Source organism: Rhizobium sp. PvP014 (genome assembly GCF_017876855.1).
Taxonomy (GTDB): domain Bacteria; phylum Pseudomonadota; class Alphaproteobacteria; order Rhizobiales; family Rhizobiaceae; genus Neorhizobium; species Neorhizobium soli.
In genome coordinates this window covers 2,089,836-2,103,343 of sequence record NZ_JAGIOT010000002.1, presented here as the reverse complement: position 1 = coordinate 2,103,343, position 13,508 = coordinate 2,089,836, and the positions used below count along the sequence as shown (strand labels likewise).

The window sequence follows — 13,508 nt, the reverse complement described above, 5'->3', positions numbered from 1 at the left end:
TTCAGCCCTGCAGCGAGGCGCCGAGCAGGGAAAGGCCGATCAGCAGGATGAACAGGGCGCCGCCGATCTCGATCGCATGGCCGATGCGTCGTCCGCTGCGCGAGCCGGGGCCTGCGAACTTGAGCGCGATATCCTTGGCGCCGACGGCTAGCGTTGCGAGGATCGTCACCGTGATCGCCGTGCCGATCGACATGGCGAGGACAGACAGCACGCCGCCGAGATAGAGGCCATTCAGAAGCGAGAAGCTCATGACGAGGATGGCGCCGGAGCAGGGGCGAAGTCCGACAGCAATGATCGCCGACCAAGCTTCCTTGAGGTTGAAGTTGCGGGCGCCGAGCGTCGACGGGTCAGGCATGTGGCTGATGCCGCAGGCCTCGCAGGTGTCGCTGTCTCCCTGAAATGCGTGGTCGTCGATCTCGACCGCCTGGAAATTGAGACCGGTCGCGCGTCGTCCGTTGGAAGAGCCGTCGAACAGCATGGCGGTCGATCCGCCGGCTGAAGTCGCCGCTGCCGCCGTGCGGCCGCGGTCTGGAGCGCGCACGACCCGCATGCGGAGTGCCCGGATCTTCTTGACCAGCAGCCAGGCGCCGAACAGGGAGACCATGGCAAAGCTTGCAACCTCCATGGTCCAGGTGGCCTGGGTCATGGTGATGCCGGTGCCGCGGAGCAGGACGAAGGCAGCGCCGACCACGAGGATCGCGACCAGGCCCTGCAAAAGCGCGGAGATGAAGGAGATCGTGACGCCGCGGCGCAGTTCGACTTCGTTGGCGATCATGTAGGAGGAAATCACCGCCTTGCCGTGGCCGGGGCCGGCGGCGTGGAAGACGCCATAGGCAAAAGACAGGCCGATCAGGCCGACAAGTGCAGACGGATCCTCGCGCATCGCCCGCAGCGCGCCGGTCAGAGAGCGGTAGAAGCCCTGCTGGTAGGCGTTGATCCACTGGAAGAAGGGGGCAAGCGGCCCGCCCACCGAGAAAGAGGGTTCCGCTGCACCGACGCCGAGCGGCGACTGGGCGTGCGCGGCGGTGGCGACCAGCGCCGCCGCGAGAGCGGCAAACAGCAGGCTGGTCGACGCTTTCCTCAGCATGTCACTTCCATGCGGGTGGCAAAGAGCTTGGTCATGTCGGTCCCCGTCGGATCGTTGAAGAAAGCATCTGTCAGAGACGCGCTGTTTTGCGAAATCACGTCGTCTGGATCGGGCCGTACGACCTTGTGCTGGCACTTCTCGAAAGCGGCACCCTTCAGCACCAGATCCTTGTCGGTGGGGAAGTCGATTGCCGTGTACATGGTGGGATCGTAGATGCCGAAGGTGAGCTTGCCCTTGAGCGGCACGGGCTTTTCAGGCTTCACCGCAAAGATCAGCATCAACTGCTTGTCCTGCATTGTGGTGTGAAAGACGTCCGGCTTCTTTATGCCGATCTGTGCGCCATCCAGCGTCACGGTGGAGAAGTAGTGGTAGTCGGCAAGCGAGGTGCGGATGGTTTCGCCGAGTTCGGCGAGTTCATGCGGATCGAGCTTGAGATCGCCGTTCTTGTCGAAATCCAGAATCACGCTCGAGGAGAACACTTCATCGAAGCGCCAGACATTGCGCAGTTCCTGCACGGTGCCATCGGCGCCTGCGACAATTTCCAGCCGCGCCTCGGCGAAGATATGCGGATGGGCAAGAGCCGGTGCGGGAACGGCCAGGGGTGCAGCCAGGGCCGCTGCCGTCAGAATTGTCGCAAGTCTGTTTCGCATATCCGAGCAGGTCCAGCATAGTTGCGCAGCGGCATTGCGTCCGGACCTGCGCCAAATCAAAAGGGGTGTCGTTCGTCCGTCCGCAAGCTGTGGTCTGGCCCCGAAATGGGACGGAATTTCGACTTCGACGTTATAGAATTACAGGTCAGCGCGGTTGGCGGAACCAGTTGGCGAGGAAATCCACGAAGCTTCTCACCTTGGCCGGGAGGTAACGGCGATGCGGATAGACCGCATAGATGCCGCGTTCACGGGTGATGTATTCGTCGAACAGATTGACGAGTTCGCCCGACTGGATCGAGGCCATGGCGACGAAGTCGGGGATGATCGCGACGCCGAGACCGGCGCGGGCCGCGCGCAAGGTTGCCTGCGGACTGTTGACCTCGATCGGGCCCGAGACCGCGACTGAAATCATCGAGCCATCAGGATCGACGAAGCGGATATTGTTGTGCCAGCGCGAATTGGTGTCGATAATGAACGGTACCTTGTTCAGCTGCTGCGGATGCGTAAGGGGCCCGTATTGCGCCACGACATCGGGCGTTGCGACCGCATGGACCCGGAAATCGGCAAGCTTCTTGGCGATCAGGCCGGAATCCTCCAGGCGGGTGATTCGGATCGCCAGATCGAAATTTTCCTCGATCAGGTCGACAAACCGGTCATCGGCGACGATTTCCAACTGGACGTCCGGATGCGCCTTGGCGAAATCGATGAACGACTGGCCGACATCCGCATCGATGAAGGTGCGCGGCACGGAGATCCGCAGGCGGCCCTTGAGATCGGCATTGTTCTCGCGCACGAGGTCGGCAAGATTGTCGATCTCCTTCAGGATATCGGCAGCCGTGCGATAATAGGTATGGCCCGCCTCCGTCATCGAGAACTGGCGGGTGGTCCGGTTGAGAAGAAGCGCGCCGAGATCGTCTTCCAGTTCGCGGACATATTTCGACAGCAGCGCCTTGGAACGGCCGGTGCGACGGGCGGCGGCCGAAAAGCCCTCGGCCTCGACCACGTCGATAAAGGCGCGCATGCGGGTGAGTGTGTCCATGGGCGAAGGGTGCTCCCGATCTCAGAAGTCTTCTGTCTCCGCCAGGGAAAGCAGAAATACAAGCGCTGTGCTGAGCCGACGCATGTCTTTCTGGCTGAAGGCCCCTATCTTGCTGCCAATTCTCAAGCAAGAGACGCCGATGAACTTGTCCGTCATGACCTGTGACGGATGCCGCAGGCCATTTTCCCGATCGGGTTCGACAAGGATGCGGAAGTCGAGATCAAGACGTGTCGATGTCGTGGGGCAGACGACGACCGAAGGATAGGTATCCGACAAAGCGTTCGTCTGGATCACGATGGCCGGGCGCGGCTTCCCGTAGTCGCCGGAGATGGAAACGGTGACGATGTCGCCTCGTTTCATTCCTGCCGCGGCCCGCCTGGCTCGTCCTCATTCCAATCCGCAACCCTCTCCATCCATTCTAGGATCTCACGTTCCTCTTCCGGACCAAGGCTTGCGATCGCGGCTGCCAGCCGAGCCTGGGCCTCAGGGCTTTTCAGCTCCAGAAGCTGCTCCCGAATTTCAGGCGAGATCACCGTTGAGGACGGTGATCCATGTGTGGTCTGCTTCCCAACCGTCGGCATCCAGTATCGCCAACGCTGGCCTGTTCCACCAGTGGAATCGTGCGCGTGCCCTCGCGGAAATTCTACCGGGGGCTGCCTTTTGATTATTTTCCCCCCGGCCCAAAATACCGCTTGATTATGACCGCGAATATTCTTATTCCCCGTGCAGCCCAAAGTCGCACGTGCCCGTGGGTGTCCGCCGACCCTCTATTTGGTGAGGTCATCGGTAAGGTACCTGGAACTAACCCCTCCAGTCGCTATTCCGGCCATCCGGGAAATGCGAGGACATCTAAAGCAACGACGGTGCGGGCCTTTTTGTTCTCTCCCGGCTTTCCAACAGCCGGGGTTACTGAAGAGGCACACCATCATTGCCGGAAGTGCGGTAGGGACCTCCCTCCAATCCATGGCAGACAAAGCCGGATTTTCGTTCTTGGCAGAACGTTGATCCACTTACCGCGCGTTTGAGCGTGTCAGGGAACCGGTGTCTCCACCGACTGGATCCTGGCGCATGTTCATCCGTCCTTTGTCCTCCGGTTCGCAAGCCGGAGCCTTTGAGATTTGGAAGGGATTGACCATGACCACTGCCCGCATCCTCGACTTCATCAAGACCCAGCGTCCCGATGGTCCCTACCTCGTGGTCGATCTCGATGTCGTGCGCGACAATTTCAACGCCTTCCGTCATGCCCTGCCGGACAGCGCGATCTACTACGCCGTGAAGGCCAATCCCGAGCCGGCAATCCTCAAGCTTCTCGCTTCGATGGGTTCCAACTTCGACTGCGCCTCCGTCGCCGAAATCCAGATGGCACTCGATGCCGGTGCAAACGCATCGCGCATCTCGTTCGGCAACACGATCAAGAAGGAACGCGACATTGCGCGTGCTTTCGCGCTCGGCGTTGGCCTCTACGCCGTCGACAGCCATGAGGAAGTCGAAAAGATTTCCCGTGCAGCTCCCGGTGCAAAGGTGTTCTGCCGCGTGCTGACCGATGGCGAAGGCGCCGAATGGCCGCTGTCGCGCAAGTTCGGCTGCGTGCCGCAGATGGCCGTCGACGTTCTCGTCTACGCACACCAGCTTGGTCTCGAAAGCTACGGCGTCTCGTTCCATGTCGGTTCGCAGATGACGAAGGTCGATGCCTGGGATGCGGCTCTGGCCGATGCCAAGCGCGTGTTCAGCCAGCTCGCAAAGCAGGGTATCGTTCTGCAGATGGTCAACATGGGCGGCGGTTTCCCAACTAAGTACCTGCGCGACGTGCCGAAGGCTGAAGAATACGGCCAGGCGATCTTTGCTTCGCTGCGCAAGCATTTCGGCAATAACCTGCCGAAGACGATCATCGAGCCGGGTCGCGGCATGGTCGGCAATGCAGGCGTCATCAAGGCTGAAGTCGTTCTCGTGTCGAAGAAGTCGGACAACGACAACCACCGTTGGGTCTTCCTCGACATCGGCAAGTTCGGCGGTCTCGCCGAAACCATGGACGAGGCTATCCGTTACCCGATCCGCACCGAGCGCGACGGCGACGCGATGGAGCCTTGCGTTCTGGCCGGCCCGACCTGCGATTCGGCCGACGTGATGTACGAGAAGAACATGTACCCGCTGCCGATCTCGCTTTCGATCGGCGACGAAGTTCTGATCGAGGGTACCGGAGCCTACACGACCACCTATTCGGCGGTTGCGTTTAACGGCTTCGATCCGCTCAAGGCCTACGTCATCTAAGGCGTTACAAGCGTCACTACTTTCGCGGTTCCCGACCTCCAGACGGGAGCCGCAAATTCACAATGATCGTCCGATACCGTTTGAAACGGTTTTAAGTGCGGGAGGCCAGGATGGCCACTGTTCTTGATTCTGTCCGTGCGCTGTTTGCGCCCGCGTCCACATTCACCATCACTGCCGAAACTCCGGCCGACGTGGTGGCTCGTGAAACTCTGCTCGATCGCGCCATGGGCGCCGACCGACGCTTGAAGTCGTCCGAAAAGATCCGCCAGAACCGCGTGCCGGCCGAAGGCCTGGCGCTCGTTGCGCGCGACGAGGACGGTCATGTCATCGGCACCGTGCGTCTGTGGAACATCGAGGCCGGTATTTCGCCAGAAGGCAACGCCATCGACGCGCTTCTGCTTGGACCGCTTGCCGTCTGCTCGTCGCATGAGGGCAAGGGAATCGGTGCGGCCCTGATGCGTGCGGCGATCGGCCAGGCGCATGATCGTGGCCATGGCGCCGTGCTTCTGGTCGGTGACGCCGCCTATTACGAGCGCTTCGGCTTCTTCGGTGGCAAGACCCAGCATCTGGTGATGCCCGGCCCCTGCGACCGCGCGCGCTTCCTGGCGCTCGAGCTGAAAGCCGGTTGGCTCGAAGGTGCAGCCGGCATGATCGTTGCGAGTGGGCGCAAGCTCGCCTGAGCCGCTGCTGATCGAAATAACCATAGACCCCGTCTTCCCATAGAGGAGGCGGGGTTTTTTGTTTTCCGGCCGGCGACGGGTGGCGCAATGGTTTCACGCTCCGTCACCTTCGCGTGAATCTCGGGGCTCGGCCATAGTCGCGTGCGGGTCTCGACCTAGATTGGCATCCATGATCACACGCCGCACAGCTCTTCTTGCCACTCCTTTCGTCCTCACATCCATGCGGGCCTTCGCGCAGCAAACCGGCGGGACTGGCGTGGCGCAGGCGCCGCGGACGCTGAAGGCCGTGCTCGGCCGGGCGGCTGACCTCGAGCCGTTGAAGGTCGTGATGGTGTCGCGCAAGGGCGAGACGATTGCCAGGGAAGCGTTCAACGGCAGTGGCCTCAACGCCTCGACCAACATCAAGTCGGCGTCGAAATCGATCATCTCCTGCCTTGTCGGCATTGCGATCGATCGCAAGCTGCTCGAGGGGCCGGACCAGAAAATCGCCTCGATCCTGAAGGCCGATCTGCCGCGCGATGCGGATCCGCGTCTCTCCGAGGTCACCATCGGCAATCTTCTCTCCATGCAGGCGGGTCTGTCTCGCATGTCGGGGCCGAATTACGGGCGCTGGGTGGGCAGTTCCAACTGGGTGCGGTTTGCGCTGTCGGAACCGTTCGACGGCGAGCCGGGCGGTCAGATGCTCTATTCGACGGCCTCGACGCATCTCTTGTCGGCTATCCTCACCCGCGTCGGCAAACGGCCGACGCTGGCACTGGCGCGCGATTGGCTGGAGCCGGTCGACGGGTTTCGCATCGGGGCCTGGGAGCGCGATCCGCAGGGCATCTATCTCGGCGGCAACCAGATGGCGATGACGGCGGCATCCCTGCTGGCATTCGGCGATCTCTACCGCAACGGCGGGAAAACTAAGGGCGGCCGGCAGGTGGTCTCGCAGAGCTGGATCGACCAATCCTGGATGCCACGCACGAACTCGCGCTTTTCCGGCGACGGCTATGGCTACGGATGGTTTCTGCGTGAGATCGGCGGACAGGATGTGAAGTTCGGCTGGGGGTATGGCGGGCAAATGGTCTACGTGGTTCCCGCGCTCGACATGACCGTGGTGATGACGTCGAAGGAGAGCGGTCCGTCTGCCCGAAACGGCTACCGTGACCAGTTGCACGACCTTCTCGTCGAGATTATAGGCGCTGTCGCGTCAGCGTAAGCGCCAAGCGTTCGCATAGCAGAGGTCGTCCTGACATGCGCTACGAGCATGCGGGGCCGTGTGAGCCCCGCATGTTTCATTGCAAATTGGACTGCCGGCTTAGCCGGAAATGTCGATGACGCCGCAGTCGCCGGCTTCCGAGGAAAATGCCAGCAGCTTGCCGCTGGCGCTCCAGCTCATGCCGGTGATGGCGCCCTTACCGGGCCGGCGCAGCAGCGCTTCCTTGCCGTCGGCAATGCGAACGCCGAGGATCATACCGTCGATAAAGCCGATGGCGAGCACTTCTTCCAATGGATGAAACGCCACCTGCGTCACCATAATATTGGCGCGCGTACCAAGTTCCATCGGTGCCTTGCCCATCGGGCCGTCCTTTGCCGAAAACGGCCAGACGATCGCGGCTGGCGCACCGGAGGAGGCGAGCCACTTTCCCTTGACCGACCAGGACAGCGATTTGACCTTGGCCGGATAGCCGGTCATCCGCATATGGCGGCTTTCGCCCGACTTGCTGTCGAGCTTCCAGCCGTGCAGGGCGTTTTCCTGCATCATGGTGACGAGGAAGCGGCCGTCCGGAGAGAAGGTAACGCCCGTATGGGCACCCTTCCAGTCGAGATCCTGCATCGGACTGTTGGTGCCGACCCAATGCAAGGATACGCCGTTATAACGTGCGGCCGCAATCCGCAGGCCCTTGGGTGCGAAGGCGATCGCTTCGACGCTGCGCTCTTCCTTCACTTCCTTGACGGTGCCGTCGGACAGCTTCACGAAGCTGGATTTCCCTTGCGCCCAGGCAACCGCACCCTGAGGTCCACCGGCGACGACGGAGATCCACTTACGCGGCGTTTCCGAAATCGTGCTGACGGTGCCATCATGGGAAATGCGCTGCACCCTGCCGTCTTCGCCGCCACTCAATAACGTGGCGCTGAAGGGATCGCGGATGCAGGTCAACAGGCCATGATGCGCGTCCGTTACCTTTTCACCGCCGTCGAGGCGGTGAATGGTGCCGGCTGCGGTAGCAAAGATCGGGATATCGCCGAGAAAGTGAGCCGCGACGACATGACCGTCGATATCAAGAGGTGCAACGGTTGGCATCAGGCGACAACAACCTCAGCCTGGCAAGCCATGAAGCTCTTCTGGATCTTCTCGAAATCGAGCTCGCGGCCGATGAAGACGAGGCGGCTTTCACGCTTTTCGCCATCCTTCCACGGACGCTGGTGATCGCCTTCGACGATCATGTGGACGCCCTGGATGACATAGCGTTCCTCGTCGCCCTTGAAGGCGATGATGCCCTTGAGGCGCAGGATGTTCGGACCTTCCGCCTGGGTGATCTTCTGGATCCACGGGAAGAAACGATCCGGGTTCATCTCGCCGCCGCGCAGGGAGACAGACTTCACCGTGATATCGTGGATCGGCGACATCGCATCGTGATGCGCATGATGGCCGTGGTCATGATGCTTGTGATCATGATGATCGTGGTCGTGCGCGTGATGGTCATGCCCGTGGTCGTGGTGATCGTGGCTATGGTCGTGACCGCAATCGGGGCCGCACACATGGTCTTCGTGGTCGTGGTCGAGGAAATGCGGATCGTTTTCCAGCGCCCGTTCCAGATTGAAGGCGCCCTGATCGAGCACGCGGGCGAGATCGATCCCCGAACGGCTGGTGTTGTAGATACGGGCAGTCGGGTTGATGGCGCGAACCACGTCTTCGACGATCGCCAGCTCTTCCGGCGTCACGAGATCGGTCTTGTTGATCAGAACGACGTCGGCGAACGCGATCTGGTCTTCGGCCTCGCGGGAATCCTTGAGGCGCAGCGGCAGATGCTTGGCATCGACCAGAGCGATGACGGCGTCGAGTTCGGTCTTTGCGCGAACATCGTCGTCCATGAAGAAGGTCTGGGCAACAGGAACCGGATCGGCCAGGCCCGTCGTCTCGACGATAATGCCGTCAAAGCGGCCCGGGCGGCGCATCAGGCCCTCGACGACACGGATAAGGTCGCCACGAACCGTGCAGCAGACGCAGCCGTTGTTCATCTCGTAGATCTCTTCGTCGGACTCGACGATCAGATCGTTGTCGATGCCGATTTCGCCGAATTCGTTGACGATCACGGCGTATTTCTTGCCGTGGCTCTCCGACAGGATGCGGTTGAGCAAGGTCGTCTTGCCGGCGCCGAGATAGCCGGTCAGCACGGTCACAGGAATTGGCTTTGCAGCGACGGGAGCGGTGTTTTCAGTCATGGGAAACCTCTAAGGGTTCTGGAGCGCTCGGGGGAGCGCGGAAGCGTGTTGGCCTCATATAAGGGCAAGGCCGCGCGAGTTCAAAGGGGTTTTGAATGTTATATGATCACATCAAGGCAATGTCGACGCGTCGGTTTGCCGAAGAAGCTGGTCGAGCGTGAGAAGCGGCTCGCCGGCCACTTTCGCATGCGCGTAATGGAAACAGTCGAAGTTGCTCAAGTGCCGCTTACCGATGCCATGTTTCTGAGCCACCGCGACAGCAAAGCTTAAGAGCGCACGCGGCGAGCCCGCCTCACGGATATCAATGCCGCGCGCGTCGAGCCATTCCACGACAGCGCTTTCTGCCTGGCCGTAGGCGCAGTCTAATTGGTCGGGCCGAGAAAGCACGATAATTGCTTCCCAGGCAGCGAGAGGAGACGTGAATGGCAGTGTCGATTTTGCCAACGCCCTTTCATAGGCTTCCGCGGTATCTTCGCCAGCCATCAACGATACGATCGCACAAGCATCGACAAACATGTGCGATCAATCCAGGTCGTGGTCGAGATCGTGATAGGCGGAAGCTGGGGGCACGGGTCGAGTCTGTTTGAAGGAAAGCCCGTGCTTTGCAAGGATGCGGCTGGCTGTCTCGCCTGGCGTCTCCTGCTGCGCGCGCTTGTCGATGGTTTCCCGCAGTGCGGTGACCACCGCTTGCGTGATTGTCGTTCCATCTATCTGCGCGAGCTCTTTCGCAAGTGCCTGAGCTTCTTCACTGCTAATGTTGAGGGTCATGAGACACCACCTTCGTGTGCGCAAGTCTCGCACATTATGCGGCTCAGCGCTACTTCAACGCGTCAACATCAAACCGTGCCACATCCCGTAGCAACTCGATGATGCCGTTCACCGCGTGCTTCACCAGCTGCTCGCCCCGTTCTGCGGTGGCGGCGGTTGCGTTGCCGGCGGCGCCCTTGGCGCTGAGGTCAGACATCTTCCACCCGAACGCATGTGGGCCGTAGGCGCGCAGGTGACGAAAGTCTTTCGCGAAATCTGTCTGGCGCGATGGGAAGTTTTCGGCCCTCTCCATGTTCACCCGGTCCGGCCACAGTGCCAGCATGACGGAGGTCTCGATATCGCCGCCGTGGATATCGATTGCCTTGTTTTCCGGAGCGATCCAGCCTTCGGGCTGGCCGAAGCGCGTCCAGCTCGTCGCCACCGCCAGCATGTTGAAACGGACGCGGGCCTCTGTCGTGACGATCGTCAGCAGCGGCGCGTTGCCGCCATGGGCATTCAGCATCACCAGTTTGCGGATGCCTTGCTGGTGAAGTTCATCGGCGATGCCGAGCCAGCGGTCGATGGCCTCGGCGGCGGCCAGCGTCTTCGTTCCTGCCACATCCATGTGCTCGATCGAGTAGCCGACTGGCTCTACCGGCAGGAACGTCACCGGAAGATCAGCCGGAAGGGCAGGGATAATGCGGTCGACAAGGCCCTGTGCGATCAGCGTATCGGTCTCGAAAGGCAGGTGCGGACCGTGCTGTTCGTGGGCGCCGAGCGGCAGAACGGCGATCCAGTCGCCTCTTTTAGCGCTTTCTGTGGACGGGGGCGTAACATCGTTGTCATGATAGCGCGGCAAGGGATGCGGCATCTGGCGGTCAATTCCGGGTTTCGATAAGGGTGGCGTGGTATAGTTATAGCGCCGACTTCCATGACGCAAAACGGGCGGAGCCTATGAGCAAGAAAAAAGGCGACAAGAAATCCAAGTCGGGCAAGAAGAAGGACGGCGCTGGTCTTTCCGCAACCGACCTTGCGCCTGTCATTACACAGACCGCCCGGTCGATGCGCACCGCGTTGTCCCGCAGTCTGGTCGAAAGCGGCCTTTATGCCGGGCAGGACGGGGTGATCCTGGCGCTTTCCGAAGAAGACGGCATGACGCCGGGTCATCTTGCGAACCGCATGGGCGTCAAGGCTCCCACCATGACCCGCACGATCGGCCGCATGGAAGCGCAGGGATTTCTGGAGCGCCGGTCGGATGGAACGGATGGTCGCCTGACCAAGGTGCATCTGACGGAGACTGGTCTGAAGAGCGTCGAGCAGATCGGCCGCGCGGTGGCCGAGTGCGGCGAACTGGCGGTCAAAGGTCTTTCGGACAAGGAAGTTCGCACCCTTCTCAAACTTCTCAAAGCCGTCGAGCACAATCTTCAGTCGGATGAGGGCGATCGCGACTGAGGGTTGCGTTTGCCAACCTGCTCGTCCGAAAAATCCCGTCACAGGATTGTCGCAAGGAATTAAATTGTTTATTTAAACTTTAATTCGGGTGCTCTGCGTAAGAATGCAGGCTGCATGAGAACGCGGGGCTAGATGGCGCAGAAAATCAAACTGTCGACGATTGCCGAAAGTCTCGGTCTTTCAACAGCCACGATTTCGCTTGCTCTCCGGGACAGTCCGCTTGTCGCCGCCGATACCCGCGAGAAGATCAAGGAACAGGCGCGGGCCCTCGGCTACATCTACAATCGCCGTGCCGCCAGCCTTCGCACCTCGCGCTCCGGGATCATCGGAGTCGTCGTGCATGACGTGATGAACCCGTTCTACGGTGAAATCCTGAAAGCCATCGAGAGCGAGCTGGACCGCAGCCGTCACACGTTCATTCTCTCCAACCATTACGATTCGGTCGAAAAGCAGCGCACGTTTATCGAGACGTTGCTGCAGCTTGGCGGCGACGGGGTGATCATGTCGCCGGCGATCGGGACGCCGATCGAGGACATGAAGCTTGCCGAAGAAAACGGCATGCCGGCCATTCTTGTTGCCCGCTCGATGGAAGGCCTCGACCTGCCGACCTATCGTGGCGACGATGCTTATGGCATTTCGCTGGCCACCAACCATCTTATCGGACTGGGCCACCGGGCGATCGCCATGATCGGCGGCACCGACCAGACATCGACCGGTCGCGACCGTTACCAGGGCTACGTCAACGCGCTGCTGAAAGCCAATATCGAGGTCGATCCGAACCTGCGCATTCCGGGACCCCGTTCGATGCAGGGCGGGTTCGAGGCGGCGGTGCATTTCCTGTCCCTACCGCAAAAGCCGACGGCTGCGGTCTGCTGGAACGATCTGGTGGCGATCGGTTTGATGAACGGCATTGCGCGCGCCGGGCTGACGCCGGGCGTCGATATCTCCGTCACCGGCTATGACGATCTGGAACAGGCGTCGATCTCGACGCCGTCTCTGACCACCGTTTCCAACGGACAGGCCGATGTCGGGCGCTTAGCGGCGCGGGCACTGCTCGATCGTCTTGCCGGGAGCCATGAGCCTGACGGTCTCCATCTGATCAAGCCGGAAATGCGTCTGCGCCAGTCGACCGGCGTCTTTCGTCCACGCTGATTATTCTTCATAAAGAGGTTGCTGCATGTCTGAGAATCCTGCCACCATCTTCGTGCCGGGCCGTATTCATCCGCGCGTTCTGGAGCGTCTGAACGACAGTTTCGAGGTCATCTCGGCTCCGCATGCCGAACTGGCATCCGTCGACGCCGAGACGAGGGCGCGCGTGCGTGGCATCGCGGTTTCCGGCAAATGCGATGCTGCCGTCATCGACGCGTTTCCCAATCTCGAAGTCATCTCCAGCTTCGGCGTCGGTTACGACGGGACCGATACGAAGAAAGCTGCCGAGCGCGGCATCATCGTTACCAACACGCCTGACGTTCTGAACGACGAAGTGGCTGATACTGCCATTGCGCTGCTCCTCAACACGCTGCGCCAGTTTCCGAAGGCGGAAACCTATCTGCGCGAGGGACGCTGGGCGAGCGAAGGGCCGTTTCCGCTGTCGCCGTTTTCACTGAAGGGCCGCAGCATCGGCATTCTCGGCCTTGGCCGCATCGGTCTCGAAATCGCAAAGCGGCTTGAGCCGTTCAAGGTGACGATCGGCTATTATAGCCGCAGCCAGCGCTCGGATGTCGGCTATATCTACTATCCGTCCTTAAAGGAGATGGCTGAGGCCGTCGATACGCTGATCTGCATCGCGCCCGGGACGCCGGATACGTTCAAGATCATCAATGCGGAGATCTTCGAAGCGCTTGGGCCGGGCGGCGTGTTTATCAATGTCGGACGTGGATCGAGCGTTGACGAGGAGGCAATGATTGCCGCCCTCAGCGACAAGACGATTGCCGCGGCCGGGCTTGACGTGTTCTTCGACGAGCCGAACGTACCGGCGGAGCTGATCGCTCTCGATAATACCTGCCTTCTGCCGCATGTCGCATCCGCGTCGGTTCAGACCCGCAATGCGATGGCCGATCTTGTCGTCGACAACCTGATCGGCTGGTTCAAGGATGGCCGCGTGCTGACCCCGGTTCCGGAAACCCCCGTCAAAGGATAACTGGCAAACACGGCGA

General features: G+C 60.8%; 15 protein-coding genes. 6 read left to right on the top strand and 9 right to left on the bottom strand.

What is annotated here, in order from left to right; all coding sequences use genetic code 11:
• Position 1: 1 nt before the first annotated feature.
• The 4 genes from J3A65_RS14835 to J3A65_RS14820 form a co-directional block, all read right to left on the bottom strand.
• Positions 2 to 1,087 carry a nickel/cobalt transporter gene (locus tag J3A65_RS14835; RefSeq protein WP_092659731.1) on the bottom strand — a complete coding sequence of 362 codons (1,086 nt, stop codon included), beginning with the start codon at positions 1,085 to 1,087 and terminating at the stop codon, positions 2 to 4.
• Positions 1,081 to 1,737, bottom strand: coding sequence for a DUF1007 family protein (locus tag J3A65_RS14830; protein WP_209901939.1), 657 nt, complete (start codon positions 1,735 to 1,737; stop codon positions 1,081 to 1,083). Before J3A65_RS14830 ends, J3A65_RS14835 begins: the two co-directional genes overlap by 7 nt.
• Before the next feature lie 145 nt (positions 1,738 to 1,882).
• A complete protein-coding gene (locus J3A65_RS14825; protein WP_062461123.1) occupies positions 1,883 to 2,776 on the bottom strand; it encodes a LysR family transcriptional regulator in 894 nt (297 codons plus the stop codon).
• Between the two features lie 21 nt (positions 2,777 to 2,797).
• Positions 2,798 to 3,136: a type II toxin-antitoxin system PemK/MazF family toxin gene (locus tag J3A65_RS14820; RefSeq protein WP_209901937.1), complete on the bottom strand. Its 339-nt coding sequence runs from the start codon at positions 3,134 to 3,136 to the stop codon at positions 2,798 to 2,800.
• A 774-nt stretch (positions 3,137 to 3,910) separates the two neighbouring features.
• Between J3A65_RS14820 and odc2 the strand changes: the two genes are divergently transcribed.
• The 3 genes from odc2 to J3A65_RS14805 all read left to right on the top strand — a co-directional run bounded on the left by odc2 (position 3,911) and on the right by J3A65_RS14805 (position 6,925).
• Complete coding sequence (gene odc2, locus J3A65_RS14815) at positions 3,911 to 5,044, top strand: ornithine/lysine decarboxylase (protein ID WP_062461910.1); 1,134 nt, start codon at positions 3,911 to 3,913, stop codon at positions 5,042 to 5,044.
• Positions 5,045 to 5,154: 110 nt separating this feature from the next.
• Positions 5,155 to 5,724: an N-acetyltransferase gene (locus J3A65_RS14810; protein WP_062461118.1), complete on the top strand. Its 570-nt coding sequence runs from the start codon at positions 5,155 to 5,157 to the stop codon at positions 5,722 to 5,724.
• Positions 5,725 to 5,893: 169 nt separating this feature from the next.
• Positions 5,894 to 6,925 (top strand): serine hydrolase, encoded by a 1,032-nt coding sequence (locus tag J3A65_RS14805; RefSeq protein ID WP_209901935.1) that lies wholly within the window; start codon positions 5,894 to 5,896, stop codon positions 6,923 to 6,925.
• A gap of 99 nt (positions 6,926 to 7,024) precedes the next feature.
• On the opposite strand, the gene J3A65_RS14800 is transcribed toward J3A65_RS14805, so the two are convergent.
• The 5 genes from J3A65_RS14800 to J3A65_RS14780 all read right to left on the bottom strand — a co-directional run bounded on the left by J3A65_RS14800 (position 7,025) and on the right by J3A65_RS14780 (position 10,771).
• Positions 7,025 to 8,011 (bottom strand): WD40 repeat domain-containing protein, encoded by a 987-nt coding sequence (locus J3A65_RS14800; protein ID WP_062461116.1) that lies wholly within the window; start codon positions 8,009 to 8,011, stop codon positions 7,025 to 7,027.
• On the bottom strand, positions 8,011 to 9,153 hold the full coding sequence (locus J3A65_RS14795) for a GTP-binding protein (protein WP_209901933.1): 1,143 nt from the start codon (positions 9,151 to 9,153) through the stop codon (positions 8,011 to 8,013). Before J3A65_RS14795 ends, J3A65_RS14800 begins: the two co-directional genes overlap by 1 nt.
• 111 nt (positions 9,154 to 9,264) lie before the next feature.
• Positions 9,265 to 9,669 carry a type II toxin-antitoxin system VapC family toxin gene (locus tag J3A65_RS14790; protein ID WP_062461111.1) on the bottom strand — a complete coding sequence of 135 codons (405 nt, stop codon included), beginning with the start codon at positions 9,667 to 9,669 and terminating at the stop codon, positions 9,265 to 9,267.
• 6 nt (positions 9,670 to 9,675) lie between these two features.
• Complete coding sequence (locus J3A65_RS14785) at positions 9,676 to 9,921, bottom strand: type II toxin-antitoxin system VapB family antitoxin (RefSeq protein WP_062461108.1); 246 nt, start codon at positions 9,919 to 9,921, stop codon at positions 9,676 to 9,678.
• Positions 9,922 to 9,970: 49 nt separating this feature from the next.
• A complete protein-coding gene (locus tag J3A65_RS14780) occupies positions 9,971 to 10,771 on the bottom strand; it encodes a creatininase family protein (protein WP_209901931.1) in 801 nt (266 codons plus the stop codon).
• Positions 10,772 to 10,854: 83 nt separating this feature from the next.
• Here J3A65_RS14780 and J3A65_RS14775 point away from each other — a divergent pair, with 83 nt between their 5' ends.
• From J3A65_RS14775 to J3A65_RS14765, 3 genes are all read left to right on the top strand, one after another.
• Complete coding sequence (locus J3A65_RS14775; protein ID WP_062461102.1) at positions 10,855 to 11,352, top strand: MarR family transcriptional regulator; 498 nt, start codon at positions 10,855 to 10,857, stop codon at positions 11,350 to 11,352.
• A gap of 132 nt (positions 11,353 to 11,484) precedes the next feature.
• On the top strand, positions 11,485 to 12,504 hold the full coding sequence (locus J3A65_RS14770) for a LacI family DNA-binding transcriptional regulator (RefSeq protein WP_062582147.1): 1,020 nt from the start codon (positions 11,485 to 11,487) through the stop codon (positions 12,502 to 12,504).
• A 25-nt stretch (positions 12,505 to 12,529) separates the two neighbouring features.
• Positions 12,530 to 13,492 (top strand): 2-hydroxyacid dehydrogenase, encoded by a 963-nt coding sequence (locus tag J3A65_RS14765; RefSeq protein WP_062461092.1) that lies wholly within the window; start codon positions 12,530 to 12,532, stop codon positions 13,490 to 13,492.
• Positions 13,493 to 13,508: the final 16 nt, after the last annotated feature.

Coding starts and splice junctions, on each gene's coding strand:
- J3A65_RS14805 (WP_209901935.1), top strand. CDS start 5,894: ATGATCACACGCCGCACAGCTCTTCTTGCCACTCCTTTCGTCCTCACA.
- J3A65_RS14825 (WP_062461123.1), bottom strand. CDS start 2,776: ATGGACACACTCACCCGCATGCGCGCCTTTATCGACGTGGTCGAGGCC.
- J3A65_RS14820 (WP_209901937.1), bottom strand. CDS start 3,136: ATGAAACGAGGCGACATCGTCACCGTTTCCATCTCCGGCGACTACGGG.
- J3A65_RS14785 (WP_062461108.1), bottom strand. CDS start 9,921: ATGACCCTCAACATTAGCAGTGAAGAAGCTCAGGCACTTGCGAAAGAG.
- J3A65_RS14790 (WP_062461111.1), bottom strand. CDS start 9,669: ATGTTTGTCGATGCTTGTGCGATCGTATCGTTGATGGCTGGCGAAGAT.
- J3A65_RS14770 (WP_062582147.1), top strand. CDS start 11,485: ATGGCGCAGAAAATCAAACTGTCGACGATTGCCGAAAGTCTCGGTCTT.
- J3A65_RS14795 (WP_209901933.1), bottom strand. CDS start 9,153: ATGACTGAAAACACCGCTCCCGTCGCTGCAAAGCCAATTCCTGTGACC.
- J3A65_RS14775 (WP_062461102.1), top strand. CDS start 10,855: ATGAGCAAGAAAAAAGGCGACAAGAAATCCAAGTCGGGCAAGAAGAAG.
- J3A65_RS14830 (WP_209901939.1), bottom strand. CDS start 1,737: ATGCGAAACAGACTTGCGACAATTCTGACGGCAGCGGCCCTGGCTGCA.
- J3A65_RS14780 (WP_209901931.1), bottom strand. CDS start 10,771: ATGCCGCATCCCTTGCCGCGCTATCATGACAACGATGTTACGCCCCCG.
- J3A65_RS14810 (WP_062461118.1), top strand. CDS start 5,155: ATGGCCACTGTTCTTGATTCTGTCCGTGCGCTGTTTGCGCCCGCGTCC.
- odc2 (WP_062461910.1), top strand. CDS start 3,911: ATGACCACTGCCCGCATCCTCGACTTCATCAAGACCCAGCGTCCCGAT.
- J3A65_RS14800 (WP_062461116.1), bottom strand. CDS start 8,011: ATGCCAACCGTTGCACCTCTTGATATCGACGGTCATGTCGTCGCGGCT.
- J3A65_RS14765 (WP_062461092.1), top strand. CDS start 12,530: ATGTCTGAGAATCCTGCCACCATCTTCGTGCCGGGCCGTATTCATCCG.
- J3A65_RS14835 (WP_092659731.1), bottom strand. CDS start 1,087: ATGCTGAGGAAAGCGTCGACCAGCCTGCTGTTTGCCGCTCTCGCGGCG.